Consider the following 18,832-nt stretch of genomic DNA (forward strand, 5'->3'; position numbering starts at 1 on the left):
GGATAACTGTGCGGACAACTTTCCCTGCACCGTGATTTTTCCTTGAATCCTTGTGTTTTCACGGCGTTGCACAATAAATAGGCACAATTTCAAAACATTGATTATAAAAGATATTTTTATTCTCGTTTTACAAGTATATGAAAAAAAAGACATTTTTGTAACGAACCTGTAACAGGATCGAGAGCGGTGCAAAACTTGCAGGGGCAATACCTATTCAAGGCCCACTACATCAGGCGTTTGCCAGCCCAGATGCTGGCCGCCATCAACGCACAAAAGCTGGCCCGTGACCGCATGTGCGTCCAGAAAATACCCAAGGGCCGCGTTGATATCCGAGGGATTTGCACCGCGTTCCAAGACCGTGTTTTCGCGTTGGGTCTTGAAGTGCTGGGGACTTTGCCGGTGTCCCTGCAGAGTTGGACCCGGCCCAATGGCATTGACGCGAATGGCCGGCGTCAGTGCCTGGGCCGCCGTCCGGGTCAATGCCCATAGCCCCATCTTGGCGATGGTGTAGGACATGAATTCAGGCGTCAGTTTGCGCACCCGCATGTCGACCATATTCACGATCAAGCCGGTCGCGACGGGTTCGTCATTCTCATCCATCTCGGGTTCCAGACCCTGGCCCGCCATGGCCTGCGTCAACACGAAGGGCGCGCGCAGGTTGCTGTCCATGTGGCGATCCCAGCTTAGCCGGGTGGCAGTGCGGATGTTGTCGTATTCGAAGATTGACGCATTGTTGACCAGACAGGTGATCGGACCGCCCAGCGCCTCGGCCGCGCTCGGCAAAAGGGTCTGCACCTGATCCTCGTCCAGCAGATCGGCCTTCAGCGCCACGGCAGTGCGGCCCATTGCCTGGATCTCGGACACGGTCTCGGCAGCGGCAGCGCCTGAGGTTGCGTGATGCACGGCAACGTCCATGCCACGTTTCGCAAGGTACAACGCCATGGCCCGCCCCAGTCGAATGCCGGCGCCGGTCACCAGTGCTCGGGTCATGAAGGGGCTCCTTTCAGTCAGATCAGGCCAACAGGATCACGACATATGTGACGTACAGCAGCGTCAAGATGAACCCCCAGACCCGGGTGATGTCTTGCTTGAAGAAGACGAACGGGATCAGCAGCAGGGACGAGCCCAGCATGACCCAAAGATCGAATTGCAGAAATTCGGGGTCCACGGGGATGCGCCCGAACAGCGTGGCAATACCGACAATGCCCAGAAGGTTGAACATGTTCGACCCGATGACGTTGCCCAGAGCAACATCGGCCTGCCGGCGCAACGCGGCCATGACGGTGGTCGCCAGTTCGGGAAGCGAGGTTCCGACCGCAACCAGCGTCAGCCCGATCACCGTTTCACTGACACCGTAGGTCCGCGCAATGATGGTCGCGTTGTCGACCAGAAGATGCGCGCCCATCGGCAGACCAATCAGCCCAAGCACCAGATACAGCGACACCTTCCAGTACGGCATGTCCGGGTCGGCCTCTTCCAGCGCTTCCAGATCCTGCTCTCCCGAGCAGGAGTTGCGATGCGCGTGCGCTTCTCGGAAGGCGTTGAGTAGGATCAGAGCCAACCCCGCCAGCAGGATTGCCCCGCTGAACAGGTTGAATTCTCCGCAAAAGGCCAAACCGATGAACAGAACCGAGGCCAGCAACATGAAGACGTAGTTTCTTCGCGTGTTGCATTCGCTGCTGTGGATCGTTGCCAACAAGGCCGGCAAACCCAGGACCAGAAGGATGTTGGCCGTGTTCGAACCGACGACATTGCCCAGCGCGATACCGGGCGCATTTTCCTCGATGGCCTTGATGGCGATCAGAAGCTCAGGCGCCGAGGTGCCGAAGGCCACGATCGTCAGGCTGACGATCAAGGCCGGAACACCCAGGCGCAGGCTGAGATTCACCGCACCCCGCACCAGCGCGTCACCGGCCAACAGCAGGATCAATAAGCCAAGACCGGAAAGCAGCCAGGCCGTCATCGACGCCCTCCTTGCTCACATGTGCAGGGGCCCTTGCCAATCCGGAACCGACCGCAGCGCGGACATTTCGCGGAATTCAATCTCTGTTGACCGGGAAAGCGCAGCTTTCCGAACATCGCCAGGACCCCCATGGCAACCAGAAACAGAATGACGACCTTGACGATCACGTCACATACCAAAGCGCGCGTAGGCCGCGCGCTCCTCGAGCAGGGAAATGGCGTCCTGCGCCATGTCCGTTCCAAACCGCGACCAGATCGGTCGGCGCAACCCGTAGCGCCGGAATTTGACCTTGTCGCCAAATACTTCCTGCATCTTTGGCTTCAGATGCGCGATGCCGTCGATCAGCCCAAGTTCGTGCGCACGCCGCGCCAGCCAGATTTCACCGGTAAACAGATCGGCGGCCTCGTCCAAACGACTGCCGCGCCGAGCTTTCACATAGGCAATGAAATTCTGGTGGATGTCGTCCAACAGCCCCTTGAGACGCGCGACATCCTCTTCTTTCTCGGGAGAGAACGGGTCCAGCATCGATTTGGATTTCCCGGCGGTATGTACGCGCCGTTCGATCCCCTGACGGGCCAGAAACACATGCGCCCCGAACCCCGAGGAGATGACCCCGATCGACCCCAGAACCGAGCTGTCATCCGCCCAGATCTCGTCCGCCGAAGCCGCAAGCCAATAACCACCAGAAGCCGCTACGTCCTCGACAAAGGCATGGACAGGTACCTTGAACTCGTCGGCCAACCGCCGGATCCGCGCACCGATCAGCGAGCTTTGAACCGGCGATCCGCCCGGCGAATTGATCTCGAGCGCGACGGCGGCAGGTTTTCCCTTGCGGAAGGCTTTTTCCAGAACAGGCGCCGAAGAGGCATCGTTCAGCGAGGCTCGGCCAGCCATTCCAATGACTCCGGACAGGCGAACGACAGCCACGGTTGGCTGCTTGTTGAGAAACGGCAGGCTGAGTTTCATGGGTGCCGATGTAGAGTGCGTCCGCCCCTTAAACAAGGGACCCCACCTGCCATGAACGTGACGTGAACCAAAATCCTGTTCACCCACGGCAAAAATGCAACGCCCTAGCTGCGGATGCGCCACCCGGTTTTGAAGATCCAACCGATGACCGCCAGGCAAAAGCCGGTAAAGGCCAGGATCGCCAGAAGGCTTAGCAGAATGGGCACGTCCGAAAGCCCATAAAACGACCAACGAAACCCAGAGATCAAATAGACCACAGGGTTGAACAACGAGATCGTCTGCCACACCGGCGGCAGCATCGAGATCGAGTAGAACGTGCCGCCCAGAAAGATCAGCGGCGTCACCACCAGCTGCGGCACAAGCGACATCTGTTCGAAATTGCTGGCCCATATCCCGATGATGAAGCCCAGCAGGGAAAAGCTGAGGCAGGACAGGATCAGAAAGGCTGCCATCGCGAAGGGATGCTCAATTCGGATGTCCACGAAGAACGTGGCCGTAGTCAGGATCACCAATCCCACGAACAACGCCTTGGTCGCGGCGGCACCCACATAGCCGATCACGATCTCGATGAAATTCACCGGAGCCGAGAGCAGTTCGTAGATCGTGCCCAGGAACTTGGGGAAATAGATGCCAAAGGACGCGTTCGAGATCGACAGCATCACCACCGACAGCATGATCAGCCCCGGCACTATGAAGGCGCCGTAGGATACGCCCTCGACCTCCTGGATGCGACTGCCAATGGCGGTGCCGAACACCACGAAATACAGCGAGGTCGACAGCACCGGCGACAGGAAGCTCTGCGCGAGGGTGCGGAAGAACCGGGCCATTTCGAACCGGTAGATGGCGGCGATGGCGGACCAGTTCATGCGGCATCTCCGGACACGAGGTTGACGAAAATCTCTTCCAGGCTCGATTGCCGGGTCTGCACGTCGCGCAACACCAACCCCGCCTCGGCCACGTCATTCAGCAAAGTGGTGATACCGGTGCGATCGGCATTGGTGTCATAGGTATAAATCAGCGCATCGCCCTGCCCGTTCAGCACCAGATTGTGGTGGGCCAGACTGCCGGGAATGTCCGAGATCGTGCGGGTCAGCATGACCTCGATCTGCTTCTTGCCCATCTGCGCCATCAAGGTGTTTTTGTCCTGCACCAGCATCAGTTCGCCCTTGTCGATCACACCGATCCGGTCGGCGATGGCTTCGGCCTCTTCGATGTAGTGGGTGGTCAGGATGATGGTGACACCGGCAGCCTTCAGCTCGTCGACGATGGCCCACATGTCCTTGCGCAGCTCGACATCCACGCCGGCGGTGGGTTCATCCAGGAACAGCACCCGCGGCTCGTGCGCCAGCGCCTTGGCGATCAGCACCCGTCGCTTCATACCGCCCGACAGTTCCTTGATCGCGTTCTTGCGCTTGTCCCAAAGAGACAGCTTGCGCAGGATCTCTTCGATCCGCGCACTGTCCTGCCCATAGCCGAACAGACCGCGCGAAAACCGTACGGTGTTCCAGACCTTCTCGAACGGCTCAAGCGCAATTTCCTGCGGCACGAGGCCAATCATGCGCCGGGCTGCACGAAAGTCCGTGAGGATGTCGTGTCCCCCTACGGTGACCGTCCCAGACGTGGGCGTGGTAATCCCGCAAATCGTCGAGATCAGGGTGGTCTTTCCCGCTCCGTTCGGGCCGAGCAGGGCCAGGATCTCGCCCTCTTCGATGTCCAGCGATACGCCTTTCAGCGCTTCGAACCCGCCGGCATAGGTTTTGCGCAGATCCTTGATCGAAAGAATTGTCGTCATGCGTTTTCCCAGTTCTGGCCGGGACAGTATCGCGGCAGAGGATTGCCGAACAGACCAAATCCGCACAGTCCTCTGCGCGCAAACGCAGGTTTCACTCGCGCCCGGTCAGGCGGCCCAGCCAGCCTTTCTTTTCCCCCTCGGGGTTGCCTTCGCTGTCCTCTTCCGGCGCTGCAGGGCCTTCGAAATGCTGCTGAAGGTTCGAGAAGAACTGGTCAGCCATCTTTTTGGCAAAGCCGTCGATCAACCGGCTGCCAAGCTGAGCCAGCTTGCCGCCAACCTTGGCATCCACGTCATAGGCCAGAACCGTTCCACCGCTGTCACTGGCCCTGAACGTGACACTGGCGCTGCCCTTTGCAAAACCCGCGGCCCCGCCTTTGCCCTCACCCGCGATGGTCAGGCTTTGACCCTCAACCATATCGGACATCGTGACGGTGCCTTTGAACGTGGCCTTTACTGGCCCCACCTTCTGCACCACGGTCGCCTCGTAACCGTCCGTCGGATTGCCCGAGACCTCTTGCGCACCGGGTACGCAGGCTTTCAGCACCTCGGGGTCCAGAAGGGCCGCATAGACATCGGACGGCGCCGCCTGAATTTCACGCGTGTCACTCATTTGCATGGGACCACCCCCCTTTTTTGAAATGCCTGATATTCGACCAAAGACCTATCCACGAACTGCCGTTGCGGCAACCGTGTTCCACACATTATCCGCCGCCCCCGGAATCCTGGGCCCGCATGTCGGCAATCCGTTTCTGCACCAGTTCCAGATGCAGACGGGCATCATACTGCCCTTGCCTGTAGGCCGCTGGCAGCCTTAGGTCCGCCAGCTTTTCGTCCAGCACCTGCAACTGTCCCTGCATCCGCACGAGGTCTTCCGCGGAAGGGTTGTCGGCCAGGTCCTGTTCGATCAGACGAATTTCCGGGTAGTGCTGCCAGACACGCCATCGTTGGAAATAGGCGTAGATCCGCGGCAACAACCGGACCAGCGGTAGGACGATGAAAAAGAACGGCAGGAACAGAAGGAAAACCCGATTGACCTGCGCCGCCACCCAATAAGGCAACCAATCATGCCACGTGGATGGCCCTTCAAGTATCAGCTGCCGTGCGGTGTTGTTGAGGGGCAATGCGGTCCCTTCGATCCCCGGAAAGGCCCCGGGGTCATTGATGATGCCCTGAGCCTCGTGCAGGACGATCGCCGCCATCGTCAGCCGGTTGACCAACGCCGGATGCAGTCCCGGCCGCACAACCAGTCGCGCCTCGAGAGCGATCAGATCTACCGGGCGCGGCGGTAGAACCGGGTTCAGCGACATGCCTCCGGTCGGTACGGTCACCACAGTGGCATAGGACAAACGACGTGAAATCGCCTCGACATGTTCAAGGTTCAGAACCTTCAGTCCCGGCACCTCGTAGGCAGCCAGCAGGTAGGGGGCTTCGATTGGGGCGACAAAGACGGCGATGTCCAACGTTCCGTCCAACAAGGCGTCGGCCGCCCGGTCATAGGGCAGTGCAACATGCACGTTATCCTCTTGGGCCAGCCCGACCGCGCGCTCGAAGTCGCGGAATGCGTCCGCGGTGCCGGACCCGGGCGCACCGCTGTTGATGCTCAACCCTCGCCATAACGCGGGATTGGGCGGAATCCACGCATCCTCGCGCGCCATGAAAATCATCGGCTCGAAAAACACGGTCCCGATGGCCTGCGCCCGATCCGGGTCAACTTCGATGCCGCCCTGCAAGAAGGCCACATCCACAGCCCCGTCGTCCAGGAGACGCGCATTTTCGACCGACCCTGCGGTTTCGACGATCTCGAGCCGAACGTCATCCTCAGCAAGGATATCGGAATAATCCTGCGCCACTTCGATATAGGCACCACCCGCCGGTCCGGCTGCCATGCGCAGGTCGCCGGGCGGGTGCAGCAGAAGGATGATTGCCACCAGAACCGCCAAGACCATGGCGGCACTGATCGTGATCCAAAGACGCATCCTACCCCTCGCTGATCCACCCCGGACAGCACGCTACGCCGCTGGCCCCAAGCTGGCAAGTATTCCGATGTGTTTGTTGGTTTTTCCCGTTCCGGATCAGACCGATGCCAGACGCCGCGTCGCTGCCGGTCGGTCTTGCATTCCTACTGGGCCCCGGCCAGCATCGCTGGGAAGGAGTGCTGCTCATGCTCAACGGAATCCGTGTTGTCGAAATCGAGGGTCTCGGCCCCGGCCCGTTCGCCGCCATGATGCTGGCAGATCTGGGGGCCGATGTCGTGACCATCCACCGCAAGGGGGGCGCCGTCACACCCGGCATGCCGGACCGATCCGTGTTGGACCGGGGCAAGCGGTCGATCGCGCTCGACCTCAAGGACCCCGACGACCTCGAAACCGCTCGGCGCCTGATCGCAACCGCCGATGCTTTGATCGAGGGCTTCCGCCCCGGCGTGATGGAGAAGCTGGGTCTGGGGCCCGAAGCCTGCCACGCCCTGAACCCGGCGCTGGTCTATGGCCGCATGACAGGTTGGGGCCAAGACAGCCCGCTTGCCGACACCGCAGGACATGATCTGAACTACATCGCCCTGTCGGGGGCACTCTGGTACGGCTCACCACCCGGCACCGAACCGATGACCCCGCCTACGCTGGTCGGAGATATCGGCGGCGGCGCGATGTATCTGGTCACCGGCATTCTGGCCGGGCTGCTAAACGCGCGCGCAACCGGCACGGGCACGGTCGTCGACGCCGCCATCTACGACGGCTCAGCCCACATGATGAACCTGCTGATGAGCCTGCGCCAGACAGGCAACCTGTCCGACACGCGCGGCCAGAGCCTGCTGGACGGCCCGCACTGGAGCCGTACATACGCCTGCGCGGATGGCGGCTTTCTTTCGGTCCAATGTCTCGAACCGAAATTCTATGCCCAATTCCTGGAAATCCTGGGCCTGTCCCAAGACCCGGCGTTCCAGCAACAATACGACAGCACTCTCTGGCCAGACCTGACCCGGCGCCTGGCGGAAATCTTCGCAACCAAGCCGCGCGACCATTGGGCCAAACTGTTCGAAGGATCAGACGCCTGCGTCGCCCCGGTGCTCAGCCCCGACGAGGCCGCAACCCACCCGATGAACACCGTCCGCCAAACCTGGCGAGAAACAGACGGCACCCTGCAGGCCGCCGCCGCCCCGCGCTTCTCCACCCATCAATGGCAGCCGAAACCCAGCCCGGCCCGCGGCCAACACACGACCGAAATCCTTACGGAACTTCTGGCTCTTAAGAAGACCTGACACACCCTTCATCTGGCCAACGGCCAAGAGGGGGCTGGCCCCCTCGCACGCCGCCTACCCGCCGCGGACCGTGTCGATCATCAACCGCACATTTTCCGGGTCGGCATCCGGCGTGATCCCGTGACCCAGATTGAAAATATGCGGCCCCTTGGAAAAGGCGCGCACGATGCGGCGGGTCTCATCCACCAGCGCCTGCCCACCGGTCACCATGTGCGACGAGGCCAGGTTGCCTTGCACGCAGCCATCCACCTGCACATGTTCGGCGGCCCATTCCGGCGCAACCGAGTTGTCCAGCGCCACGCAATCGACACCGGTGGCCTTCGCGAAACCGACATAGCCCTCGCCCGCCTCACGCGGGAAACCGATGACCGGAATGCCCGGGTGGCGTTCCTTGAGCGCCTGAGTGATGATCCGGCACGGCTCGACCGCGTATTTGGTGAAATCCTCGCCTTTCAGCGACCCGGCCCAGCTGTCGAAAATCTTGACCACCTCGGCCCCCGCTTCGATCTGAGCCGACAGATATTCGATCGTGGCCGCAGTGATCCGGTCCAGCAACGCCTCGAACAGCGCGGTGTTTTCCTCGCGCAGGGCGTGGGCGGGGCCCTGATCAGGGGTGCCACGCCCGGCGATCATATAGGTCGCAACGGTCCACGGGGCGCCGGCAAAGCCAATCAGAGTCGTCTCGGACGGTAACTCGCGCGACAGGATGCGCACGGTTTCATAGACGGGTGACAGTGTCTCGTGAATCGCATCAACCGGTTTCAGTGCATCGAAATCCGATGGCTGCGTGATCGTTGACAGGCGCGGCCCTTCGCCGGTGACAAACCAAAGGTCGGCGCCCAGCGCCTGCGGCACCAGCAGGATGTCGGCAAACAGGATTGCGGCATCGAACCCATAGCGGCGGATCGGCTGCAGCGTAACCTCGGCCGCCAGATCGGGGGTGTAGCACAGCGACAGGAAATCGCCCGCCTGTTCCCGCGTGGCGCGGTATTCCGGCAGATAGCGTCCGGCCTGTCGCATCATCCAGATCGGCGGCGTGTCCAGTACCTCGCCCGCCAGCGCCCGCAGCAGTTTCTTGTTCTCGGCCATGTCAGCCCCCACTATTCCGGTTCGCGCAACGGGTCCGCCTTCAGCGGCAAAATGTCAAGCGCGGCCCCCATTGTCAGGGCAATGTGACGCGACTAAAGCTGTGCCCATGACTTTGACCCTGCCCACCCCCGCATCGCCGCTGAAGATCGGCACCCGTGGTTCGCCGCTGGCGCTGGCCCAGGCCCATGAAACCCGCCAGCGGCTGTGCGATGCCTTCGACCTGCCCGAACAGGCGTTTGAGATCGTGGTGATCAAGACCACCGGCGACAACCGCGCCATGATCGACGCGGACCGCCCGTTGAAAGAGATCGGCAACAAGGGCCTGTTTACCAAGGAAATCGAAGAGGCGATGCTGGGTGGGGACATCGACATCGCCGTGCACTCGACCAAGGACATGCCGGTTGAACAGCCGCAGGGGCTGGTGCTGGATACGTTCCTGCCGCGCGAGGACGTGCGTGATGCCTTCATCTCGCCCCGCCTCAACTCGATCCATGACCTGCCCAAGGGTGCGGTCGTCGGCACCTCGTCGCTGCGGCGGCGGGCACAATTGCTGCACCGCCGGCCCGATCTGAACGTGGTCGAGTTCCGGGGCAACGTACAGACCCGACTGAAGAAGCTGGCCGATGGTGTGGCCGAATGCACGTTTCTGGCCATGGCCGGCATCCGCCGCCTGAACATGCGGGACCTCCCTGCCACCGCAATCTCGCCCGACGACATGCTGCCGGCCATCGCGCAAGGCACGATCGGCATCGAGCGCCGCGCGGACGACCACCGGGCCGCCGAGATGCTGGAGGCCATTCATCACTCTGAAACGGCCTGTCGTTTGGCGGCCGAGCGCACGTTGCTGGCCGCGCTGGATGGGTCTTGCGAAACTCCGATTGCCGGTCTGGCTGAACTTGCCGATGGGCAGTTGCGCCTACGCGGCGAAGTTCTGCGCCCGGACGGATCGGATGCCATCAGTGAGAGCGAGACCGGTTCGACGGAGGACGCAGCGGAAATGGGCCGGACCATGGCGGCAAAACTGCTGCACCGTGCCGGGCCCGGATTCTTCGAGTGGAGAAATATGTAAAAAAGTTTCTGCGAATGTGAACTGCTTCACTGTCGCCCCGGTTGAAATCAGGCATCAATGTGTCATCCCGATTGGGAATGTGGATCAGTCTCGAATGTATCGAAGTTTTAGTTCGTGATTTTGTAGATAGTATTCGAGGGGGCGAGACTGAGAACCCTGTCCGATCGAAACGGGTCGTGCTTTTGAAAAAAGGCGCGGCCCGTTTTGACTCTGCGGCCCGCAATGGGTCCCTGTCATCCCGGAAACCGGTGCACGTTGCCATGATGACTGAACATCGCCTGGCCCGAGCGGATGTCGAACCGGAAATCAGCCGACCTTCCCGGCAAGGCCGCATAGAACGCGCGCAGGCCCGGTTCGACCAAGCCTGCTTGGGCGCTGCAGGCTTCGCTCAAGCGCTGTATTTCGTCGTGAGACCGCCGTGCACGTATCGCAGTGATCAGATCCTGATGCATCTCCTGCAGCTTCTGGAAATCCGCGCTATGGGCCAACGCGCTGTCACCGACCAAAGCAAAAATCGGCTCCAGTTCGGTCTTGCCTTTCAGATGAACAAGCCCTGCTTCGAGCATCGCGAGATCGGCGCCAGCGGCCTGTGAGACTGAGCTTGAGATCAGGATGTCATATTCGACCTGGCGGCAACTTTGCTCGATTCGAGCGGCGACGTTGACCACATCTCCGATCACCGTGTAGTTGAATCGCCGCCGCGAGCCGATGTTGCCGACACAGGCCATTCCCGTGGCGCATCCTGTCGCCAATGCGATCGGAGGATGCCCGCGCATCGTGTCCGATGCGTTGAACTCGGCCAGAGCTCGCCGCATCTGCAACGCAGCCTGCGCCGCCAGAAGCGGGTGCCGTTCCACCGGAACCGGCGCGTTCCAGAACGCCATGACCGCATCCCCGATGAATTTGTCGATGGTGCCTTTTTCGTGCAGGATCCGGTCTCCGATGACCGAGAACAGTTCATTGAGCAGCGCGACCAGGTCCGTGGCCGACACCCGCTCGGACAACGGTGTAAACCCGCGAATGTCCGAGAACATGACCGTGATTTCCTGCGTTTCACCACCCAGTTGCAGTTCGTGTCCGGTTGCATCCATCTCGTCCAGGATCTCGGGCGCGACATAGTGCGAGAAGATCCGCCGGATCACCCGCTTTTCCCGCTCGGTCGATATGAACAGATAACCGGACAACAGCCCGAAATTGGCCATCCCGCCGGCAAGCGGGAAGGTTGCATCGAACAGCACGGACTGGTTCTGAAACGCCAACCAACTGACCCCGACAACCACGGCCGCCGCGATGCCGCCCGCCATGAACGAGGCAACGGCCCCAAAGCTGGACATGACGACCGTGACGACGACTCCAAGGATGATGAAAGCCAGAAGCTCGAGGGCGGCGGTGACATCCGACCGGGTCAGCATGTCGCCCAGCAGCGCCTGCTCGATGACTTGGGCGTGGATGGAGACGCCGGGAACGGACTCTCCCAACGCAGTCTGATGCATGTCGAACAGACCTGCCGCCGACGTTCCGATCAATACGATCCGGCCTTCGATCTGGCTGCGCAGAACCGGATCATCTGCGGATTGCAGTATGTCATTGGCCGACAGGTAGAGCCCGGGATCATCCGGTCTGTACCTGACCCAGACCTCTCCGTTTTCCGTTGTGGGCAGAACCAGACCCGCCAATTCGACCGACAGCACGATGCCGGACTCGCCCTGCGCCCCTTCGATGAAGATCACCGGCTCGCCCGTCGCGACCCTCAGAGCCTCCAGCCCAAGTCCAGGCAGAACACCGCTTGGCCCCTGCCACAACACCGGAACCCGACGCACCACGCCCGTGCCGCCCAAAGGTGAAACATTCACACCGCCGATCCCGGTTGCATCCTGGTCCAGCGGTGGCGCCAGCGGAGTCCAGTGGGGCACGGACACCAGCCCGGCGGCCGGGTTTTCGCCGATCTCCACGATTCCGGCCTTCGGGGCAATGTCCTGATCCCCTCCGGTCAACCGTGCTGCTACACCCATCACGACGGGCCAGTTCGAAACCTCGGCCCCGAACAAGATGTCATTGTCCAGCTGAGCGGCCTCCTCTTTGGCGCTGAGAATGTCAGCCAGGGCCGGATCACTCAGCAGCCGCGACGGTGAGTACCGATCGGGCTCGGCGAACAACATGTCAAAAGCGATTGAAGCGGCGCCATACTCGCCCAAACGCTCGACCATCTGCGTCAACAGGGTCCGGGGCCAGGGCCATTGGCCCCAATTCTCAAGCGACGTCTCGTCGATATCAACGACCCGAACCGGCAAATCGGGATCGAAGGCGCGCGGGGACAACCGCTGCAACACGTCGAAATAGATCAGCCGGGACATGCGGACCGGATAAGGGTCCAGTACCCGCAGCAGACAACCAAACAGGATCAGACCCAGGCCCACCAGCCTAAAAGCACGGCGCCGTCCAGCTTTCTCGTGCTGCCTGACGCTCACGTCAACCTCTGCTCGCCGGCAACGACATGGACAACGCTCTAGCCATCGCCGCCGGACCCAAAGACACCGCCGCCAGTATCCCGCCGATCATCGACAGTTTCGGGCCGGTCGCCCGGCCTGTCGAACTGCCCGACCGGATCCGGTTTTTCGGGCGGCGCGGCAACCGCTGCCTTGACCTGCCTCTGCGGCGGAGCGGACCGGCGCGGCTCGGGCGCGTCCGACTTTGCGCGCGGCGCAGGTTGGGATTCACCCGAGCAGCCTTCGACATCCACCTGCAAAGGCGGTTTGAGGTCTTTCTGCGACTGAATGAACGGAAAACCGCTGACCACGGCCTTGTCATACATCGCCTGATCGACCGGCCGCCCCACCGCACCACGCTGGCTGGTTGCATACAGGCTGCAAATCCGGCCCGTCGATCGGCAAGAGCCGCCGAGGCCACACATCTGAACCGTGCCATGCAGCACGAGCATCGCGCTTTGGTTTCCCGGCGCGATCCACATGTCAAATACCGTGCCCCGCACCGCCATGGTGGCCGTCGGCGTCTTGATGGAGTAGGCGCGTTTCCTGCTTTTGCCCGAGATGAACCGGAAGCTTCCGCCCAGCGCCTCGACCGCAAAGCTCTTGGCCTTACGGTTGCCGCGCAACATCTTCACGTCCAGAACCATCCGCGCATTGGGACCAACCGCGATCTTCGTGTCATCCACAAAGACAAGCTGAACCACGCCATTCGCATCCGTGACGATCGAGTCGCCGGACAACACCTCCATCCCATTACGCAGGGGCAGCGTTTTGCCGCCACGGGTCACATCCGCCCCCTGTTTCACGCTGATTACGGTTCCTATGTTTGCCCAGCTGAGGGCAGGAACGCAAAGAACGAAAAAACCAACCAGAACAATCTTCAACCAAGCCAAAATGCCAGCCCTTCCCCCAAAAGGTTACTGTCGAGCGCGGATGCGCTCACTGCCCGGCCAGCCTCTGAAACTGTTTTTTGGATCAATCAAAATGACTAAAATCTTAGCAAATATGCATCCATTGGCATGTAATTGGCAAGTTTTCTGTTCTTATGCCTTTTCAGCGGACAAGTTGAGCCGCCGAGTTTACGCGAAAGAAACGGCCGTTTCTGCAACTCAAACCACCTGACACTGGCACTCCAGCAGGGCCCTTCTCAACGCCAAAGGCAGGTGGCCTCTCCAGTTTATTCAGCCGTTCACGACACCCATCTTTTTGCAAATGCAATTCCCCACCGCACCTGGCTCGCCATAATTTTTTTGTCCGATTACGTACTCTGACCGCGCGTACACTCTCAGGCCAACCGACGTTGGGATGGCGAAACCAAATCGAAGCAGAACGCGAATCCACGTATGTTTCCTGGCAATCCCGCGGCACGACATGATGGCCACGCCTTAGCCCAAACCGGTGCAGACCTAAGCGATTCCAAGCGTTTTCAAGGGCTTCGCCCAATCCGGCAAAAATTTCCGGTGGTGCAGGAATTGGCCTTGTATTTCCGTCGCTTGCACGGCTATACCCGTCGGCGGAGACGTGGCCGAGTGGTCGAAGGCGCTCCCCTGCTAAGGGAGTAGGCGGGAAACCGTCTCGAGGGTTCGAATCCCTTCGTCTCCGCCATTACCCATTGATATGGCTAAAATAGTGAAGGGCTTGCTTTCAAGTTCTACACTTTTGCTGCGCGCCTTCGCCGGTGCTCCGCCAGCTTCAAGCACCGTTTGGCAGATGATCCGCCGACGGGCCTCGAACACTCAGCGTTTCAACAACAGTATAAAGAAGACCCCTCCCAAAAGACCCGTGACCACGCCAACGGGGATGTCCTCGGGGGCCATTGCGGTTCTGGCGACCACATCCGCCCATAGCAGAAACAAACCACCCAGAATTGCTGACAGAGGGACGACGCGTCGGTAGTCTCCGCCAACAAGGAACCGCACGATATGCGGAACCATCAGACCGACGAAGCCGATCATGCCCGAGAAGGCCACCATGACTCCGGTGATCAGCGCGCCAGCTGCAAAGACACCAAGACGAAACCGCGCCACTGCAATGCCCAGCGAGCTTGCAGTCTCATCCCCGATGGTCATCGCGTTCAGCCTGGCGGCCTGAAGCCATAACCAGGTGCTGCATGGCAGCAGGATCGCCAGCGGGTAGATCAGGTATGACCACTGAGCCAACCCTAACCCGCCCAACATCCAGAACACGGCCGTATGAGCCGCCTTGGGGTCGCCGAGGAAAATCAGAATGTTGGCGCCAGCCATGATGACGAAGGACACCGCCACACCGGTCAGGACCAGGCGATCCGCGCTTGTGGCGCCGGCCCAGCGGGCAACGCTCAGGACCGTCAGCGTGGCCGTCAAGGCACCCAGAAACGCCATGACCGGCACGGTGAGAAGTCCCAGAAACAAGCCGGTATGCAACAAGGCAAGTATGGCTCCAAACGCGCCGCCGGCCGATATGCCCAGCAGGTGGGGATCGGCCAGCGGGTTTCTTGTGACCGCCTGGAGGGTGGCCCCGACAATCGCTAGTCCGGCCCCGACCATGACGGCAAGCAGGGCGCGCGGAAAACGGATTTCCCAGACAATCGCGGCGCGGCCCTTTGACCATGTCGGCTCGCCCGAGGATAGGCCGGTTTCGTGCAGCAAAACTCCCCAGACGGTCTTGGTGGGCACCGAAATGGCCCCCACCGAGATCGCAAAGGACAAGGACACGACCAACACGACCAGCCCCACCAGCATCGCTGCCCAGAGCGGTAGTACCCGGCGCGCCTGCACTACGCGCATTTAGTTGCCGACCAAGGCAGCCGGGCCCCAAAAGCCATGGGCGAGCTTCCGAACCGCCTTGATGTTGCGCGGCCCGGGTGTGGCCTCGACATATTCCAGAACCACGAAACGATCGTTCTTGACCGCGTCCAGATCTGCAAATGCAGGATTATTGACCATGAAGCCCCGCTTCTGCTCGGCGGTGACGTCGCCATAATTGACGATCACAATGACTTCGGGGTTGCGATCGACGACTTCCTCCCAGGTGACGGTCGCCCAGCTTTTCTCGAAATCACCCATGATGTTGACGCCGCCTGCGGCCTCGATCAGAGCGGTCGGCATGGCATAGCGGCCGGCTGTGAACGGCGTATCCTCGCCGCTGTCATAGACAAAGACACGCAGCGGTTCGTCCGAAGGATTCAGGCCGGAGGTGATCTCAGCAAGTTCGGCCTTGTATCCCTGGACCAGCTTTTGCGCCCTCTCTTCGACACCGAAGATACGACCGAGATTCAGCAGATCGTTGTACATGTCACCCATGCTGGCTTTGGGTTTGTCGCCAATATGGATGCAGCTTTCAGTCAGTTCGTAGACTTTGATCCCGAAAGGCTCGAGCGTCTCCGGCGTCACCTCGCCACCCACTTTCATCCCGTAGTTCCAGCCTGCGAAATAGAAATCGGCATCCGCGCCGACCAGCACCTCTTTGCTGGGATACTTGGCTGACAGTTCGGGCAGTTGCTGCACTCCGGCGCGCATGTCCTCGTCCAACGTCTTCCAGCCGGAAATGCCGGTATATCCCACCATCCGGTCGGCAAGGCCCAGCACCAGCATCATTTCCGTCAGGTTCACGTCGTTCGAGATCGCCGCCTTGGGCGGTTCGTCAAAGGTGACGGTTCGATTGCAACTTTGCACGGTGGTTTCCGCGATCGCGGTATTGGCCACCAAAGCCAGGCCCAGGGCTAGGGTGGTCGGTTTCATTTCAAGCTTCCTTCTGGTTGGGGATTGGGGAGTTGATAGGTCAGTTGAGGTTTGTGACTGAGGCTGAGCTGCTCTTGCCGGGCGGTGACATCGAACGTCTCAGAGACCAGCCTGTCACTCAGCACTGTCTGGGGTGGGCCAAAGCCGCAGGGTCGACCGTTCTTCAGAACCAGAACACGGTCGCAGACATCGGCGGCCAGGTTCAGGTCGTGCAGCGAGGTGACGATCGTCAGGTCGAGGTCCCGGATCAGCCGCAACACCTCAAGCTGGTGGCGGATGTCCAGGTGGTTGGTAGGCTCGTCCAGCACAAGAATCCGGGGCTCTTGGGCAAGGGCGCGGGCGACCATCACGCGCTGCCGCTCGCCGCCGGATAGAGTGGCCAGCCCACGATCGGTAAACCCTTGCAGATCCATTCGGTGCAGCGCGGATTCGATGATCTGATGGTCACGACTGCCGGGCGTGGACAGGCCCAACCGGTGCGGCACCCGCCCCAGCGCCACGATGTCGCGCACGGTCAGCGCAAAATCCGAGGGCTGCTCCTGCAGCACGGCGGCAACCTGGCGCGCCAGCGCCCGGGGGGCCATTCTTTTCACGGACACGCCGTCCACCAGCATGTCGCCCGAGGACGGACGGTGATAGCCGTAGATCATCCGGAGAAGAGTGGTCTTGCCGGCACCGTTCGGCCCCACAACCCCCATGACCTGCCCGCGCATCAGCGAAAAACTGGTCTCGTGCAGAACCAACGGCGCTCGTTTTCGCGGCGCCCAGGTGACGGCATCCACCGACAGCAAAGGCGTGCTCATGAGGCACAATCCGCATCTTCCGAAGACGCAGCCATCGCGGCTGGAATGCGGGCCAGCGTCGCATGGCGAAGCCCGGCCAGGCGGTCGACCGAGCTGCACCATCCATCGCGCAACTGCTCGTAGAGCCGGGCGGATTCCACCAATGCCTCGGTCTCTTCAGACGTAAGGCCGCCAAACAGGTAAGATGCCTTGCCCGGCGCGTGATAGGCGACGGTACAGGGCCGGTTGCACCCGACAATGCAGGCGGCACCGGAAACGTCAAAAGCTGCCAAACCGTCGTCTTCGCCCAGCGCGGCGCACAATCGTCCGATCAGGTCAGGCCCGGGGCGCACGGCTGCACCCTTGGATCGGCAAGATAGGCAAACCGAGATGTGATGTGTTGATTGTCGGTTCATTTCGCCCTCCGCGAAATCGCGGGCCGGACAGGGAACCAGTCATGTCAGCGGCGTAAGCCGAAAATGCCATCTTGGCCTCCTTCCGGGACACCCCGCCCGGGTTGAGTTGCGTTTGATGATGGCAGGTCTCCTGACTCGCGGTGTATGGCTTGCCCCGCCTTCCCAGACCTATCGGCCCAGTGGCATCCGGGGGTCGCACACCGCCTACAGTTGCGGGGGCAGTCACGGAATTGGCGTCAGAACGGCGCCGCACCGTATTCCCTTTTACCCGACCGCCAAAACGATCGGGAACCATCAGCACCAATCTCATCCATGAATCGGGTTGCACTGTCAACGACGTTCTGGGTGGGCGCGTGATCGAGGAATCCAAGCGCCCGTTCAGCACCAGCTGAGCGATAGGCCGTGCGGCGAACTACGGTGTTTCAACCAAGTGGATTCGGATAGCCCGGAAGGTCCGGAGATGCAGCGGCGCAAGCGGGTAGATTGCAAAGTCTCCGTGAGCGGCCTCGCCTTTTCCCTTTGAATGCAGAATCCTATCGTCGGCAAACGTACAAAAATTTACGCGCGGAAAAATCATTGATTTATCCTGTAATTGATTCAAACATACGAATTCGACACAACTTTATTTTTACCTCCGTTGTTGTCGCCGTCGCCCGTTTAGTCGGGCCCTTCCGACTGCTGGAGTGAGTGCTGGCGGTCGGAAGGCATTTCACGAAGATCAGCGTTGGGAGGACGCGGTGCCCGGACTTAATGTACGATCCCTCCCTCGAAAGTTCGCACCGGCTTTTGCCCGTGACGTCATTGCGTCAGCACGCTTTGTTCACGGTCCCGGGGATCAGCAGAAATCCTGTCTGCCAGCCACGTCATTGGCGACAGTCTTTTTTGGAACGGGAATTACCAGACCGGGGTATGCTCGAATGACTGCATAGACGTGAGCGCGCGAAAAAGAGGCCACCTATTCCACATGTATCGACAAACCCAAGAGGAGAAGAAAGTGATTAACAAAGTCATGATGATTTCAGGCGCGACGTGTTTCGCACTACTAGCGGCCTGTGACGATACGAGCACGTCAAGCGCACCTGCCGAACTGACACCCGCTCAACAGGCGTGTCTGCGAGACGTGGCCAAAACAACCAACAATTCGCAGGTGGTCGTGCTCTCATCCGCGTTCAGCGAGGCTGGAACACAAGTCACCGTTGGGGTTGGCGAGGATCGGGCTCCGTGGAATTGTATTGCTTACAGTGACGGCGCGACAGCCGGTATTGAGTTCCTCGGCGACGAAGGCGCACTTTGA

At 60.7% G+C, this 18,832-nt stretch carries 17 protein-coding genes, 1 tRNA gene and 1 riboswitch; of the genes, 4 read left to right on the forward strand and 14 right to left on the reverse strand.

The genetic code is table 11. The annotated features are described in order from the left end of the window. Nucleotides 1-210: 210 nt before the first annotated feature. The 7 genes from AC2FNZ_RS01915 to AC2FNZ_RS01945 form a co-directional block, all read right to left on the reverse strand. Nucleotides 211-990, reverse strand: coding sequence for an SDR family oxidoreductase (locus tag AC2FNZ_RS01915; RefSeq protein ID WP_496839355.1), 780 nt, complete (start codon nucleotides 988-990; stop codon nucleotides 211-213). A 22-nt stretch (nucleotides 991-1,012) separates the two neighbouring features. Continuing rightward, nucleotides 1,013-1,963, reverse strand: a complete 951-nt coding sequence (locus tag AC2FNZ_RS01920; RefSeq protein ID WP_093963577.1) for a calcium/sodium antiporter — start codon at nucleotides 1,961-1,963, stop codon at nucleotides 1,013-1,015. A gap of 168 nt (nucleotides 1,964-2,131) precedes the next feature. Then, nucleotides 2,132-2,929, reverse strand: coding sequence for a S49 family peptidase (locus tag AC2FNZ_RS01925; protein WP_496839356.1), 798 nt, complete (start codon nucleotides 2,927-2,929; stop codon nucleotides 2,132-2,134). A 104-nt stretch (nucleotides 2,930-3,033) separates the two neighbouring features. Continuing rightward, a complete protein-coding gene (locus AC2FNZ_RS01930) occupies nucleotides 3,034-3,795 on the reverse strand; it encodes an ABC transporter permease (RefSeq protein ID WP_093963579.1) in 762 nt (253 codons plus the stop codon). Further along, nucleotides 3,792-4,721, reverse strand: coding sequence for an ABC transporter ATP-binding protein (locus tag AC2FNZ_RS01935; RefSeq protein ID WP_496839357.1), 930 nt, complete (start codon nucleotides 4,719-4,721; stop codon nucleotides 3,792-3,794). The genes AC2FNZ_RS01930 and AC2FNZ_RS01935 overlap by 4 nt, the downstream gene beginning before the upstream one ends. 91 nt (nucleotides 4,722-4,812) lie before the next feature. Continuing rightward, nucleotides 4,813-5,337: an SRPBCC family protein gene (locus AC2FNZ_RS01940; RefSeq protein ID WP_496839358.1), complete on the reverse strand. Its 525-nt coding sequence runs from the start codon at nucleotides 5,335-5,337 to the stop codon at nucleotides 4,813-4,815. Between the two features lie 85 nt (nucleotides 5,338-5,422). After that, nucleotides 5,423-6,697: a TAXI family TRAP transporter solute-binding subunit gene (locus AC2FNZ_RS01945; RefSeq protein WP_496839359.1), complete on the reverse strand. Its 1,275-nt coding sequence runs from the start codon at nucleotides 6,695-6,697 to the stop codon at nucleotides 5,423-5,425. A 185-nt stretch (nucleotides 6,698-6,882) separates the two neighbouring features. On the opposite strand from AC2FNZ_RS01945, the gene AC2FNZ_RS01950 reads away from it, so the two are divergent. After that, entirely contained in the window at nucleotides 6,883-7,977 is a 1,095-nt protein-coding gene (locus AC2FNZ_RS01950) for a CaiB/BaiF CoA transferase family protein (protein ID WP_496839447.1), read from the forward strand. A gap of 54 nt (nucleotides 7,978-8,031) precedes the next feature. On the opposite strand, the gene hemE is transcribed toward AC2FNZ_RS01950, so the two are convergent. Next, nucleotides 8,032-9,066, reverse strand: coding sequence for a uroporphyrinogen decarboxylase (gene hemE, locus AC2FNZ_RS01955; protein WP_496839360.1), 1,035 nt, complete (start codon nucleotides 9,064-9,066; stop codon nucleotides 8,032-8,034). Between the two features lie 106 nt (nucleotides 9,067-9,172). Here hemE and hemC point away from each other — a divergent pair, with 106 nt between their 5' ends. Beyond that, nucleotides 9,173-10,135 carry a hydroxymethylbilane synthase gene (gene hemC, locus AC2FNZ_RS01960; RefSeq protein WP_496839361.1) on the forward strand — a complete coding sequence of 321 codons (963 nt, stop codon included), beginning with the start codon at nucleotides 9,173-9,175 and terminating at the stop codon, nucleotides 10,133-10,135. Between the two features lie 233 nt (nucleotides 10,136-10,368). On the opposite strand, the gene AC2FNZ_RS01965 is transcribed toward hemC, so the two are convergent. Beyond that, entirely contained in the window at nucleotides 10,369-12,603 is a 2,235-nt protein-coding gene (locus AC2FNZ_RS01965) for a CHASE2 domain-containing protein (protein ID WP_496839362.1), read from the reverse strand. A 38-nt stretch (nucleotides 12,604-12,641) separates the two neighbouring features. Beyond that, nucleotides 12,642-13,427 carry a FecR family protein gene (locus AC2FNZ_RS01970; RefSeq protein ID WP_496839363.1) on the reverse strand — a complete coding sequence of 262 codons (786 nt, stop codon included), beginning with the start codon at nucleotides 13,425-13,427 and terminating at the stop codon, nucleotides 12,642-12,644. Between the two features lie 709 nt (nucleotides 13,428-14,136). On the opposite strand from AC2FNZ_RS01970, the gene AC2FNZ_RS01975 reads away from it, so the two are divergent. After that, nucleotides 14,137-14,226: transfer RNA gene (locus AC2FNZ_RS01975), tRNA-Ser, on the forward strand. A gap of 131 nt (nucleotides 14,227-14,357) precedes the next feature. Here the strand turns inward: AC2FNZ_RS01975 and AC2FNZ_RS01980 are convergent. The 4 genes from AC2FNZ_RS01980 to AC2FNZ_RS01995 are packed head-to-tail and all read right to left on the reverse strand — an operon-like array spanning nucleotide 14,358 to nucleotide 17,538. Continuing rightward, a complete protein-coding gene (locus AC2FNZ_RS01980; RefSeq protein WP_496839364.1) occupies nucleotides 14,358-15,386 on the reverse strand; it encodes a FecCD family ABC transporter permease in 1,029 nt (342 codons plus the stop codon). Next, on the reverse strand, nucleotides 15,387-16,340 hold the full coding sequence (locus AC2FNZ_RS01985) for an ABC transporter substrate-binding protein (RefSeq protein ID WP_496839366.1): 954 nt from the start codon (nucleotides 16,338-16,340) through the stop codon (nucleotides 15,387-15,389). It abuts the gene before it with no gap. Next, nucleotides 16,337-17,143, reverse strand: a complete 807-nt coding sequence (locus AC2FNZ_RS01990; RefSeq protein WP_496839367.1) for an ABC transporter ATP-binding protein — start codon at nucleotides 17,141-17,143, stop codon at nucleotides 16,337-16,339. Before AC2FNZ_RS01990 ends, AC2FNZ_RS01985 begins: the two co-directional genes overlap by 4 nt. Then, nucleotides 17,140-17,538, reverse strand: a complete 399-nt coding sequence (locus tag AC2FNZ_RS01995) for a DUF1636 family protein (protein WP_496839369.1) — start codon at nucleotides 17,536-17,538, stop codon at nucleotides 17,140-17,142. Before AC2FNZ_RS01995 ends, AC2FNZ_RS01990 begins: the two co-directional genes overlap by 4 nt. A 103-nt stretch (nucleotides 17,539-17,641) precedes the next feature. After that, nucleotides 17,642-17,849, reverse strand: a riboswitch (cobalamin riboswitch). A gap of 683 nt (nucleotides 17,850-18,532) precedes the next feature. Between AC2FNZ_RS01995 and AC2FNZ_RS02000 the strand changes: the two genes are divergently transcribed. Continuing rightward, nucleotides 18,533-18,832 (forward strand): hypothetical protein, encoded by a 300-nt coding sequence (locus tag AC2FNZ_RS02000; RefSeq protein ID WP_170343100.1) that lies wholly within the window; start codon nucleotides 18,533-18,535, stop codon nucleotides 18,830-18,832.

The organism is Ruegeria sp. SAZA006, from assembly GCF_059613465.1.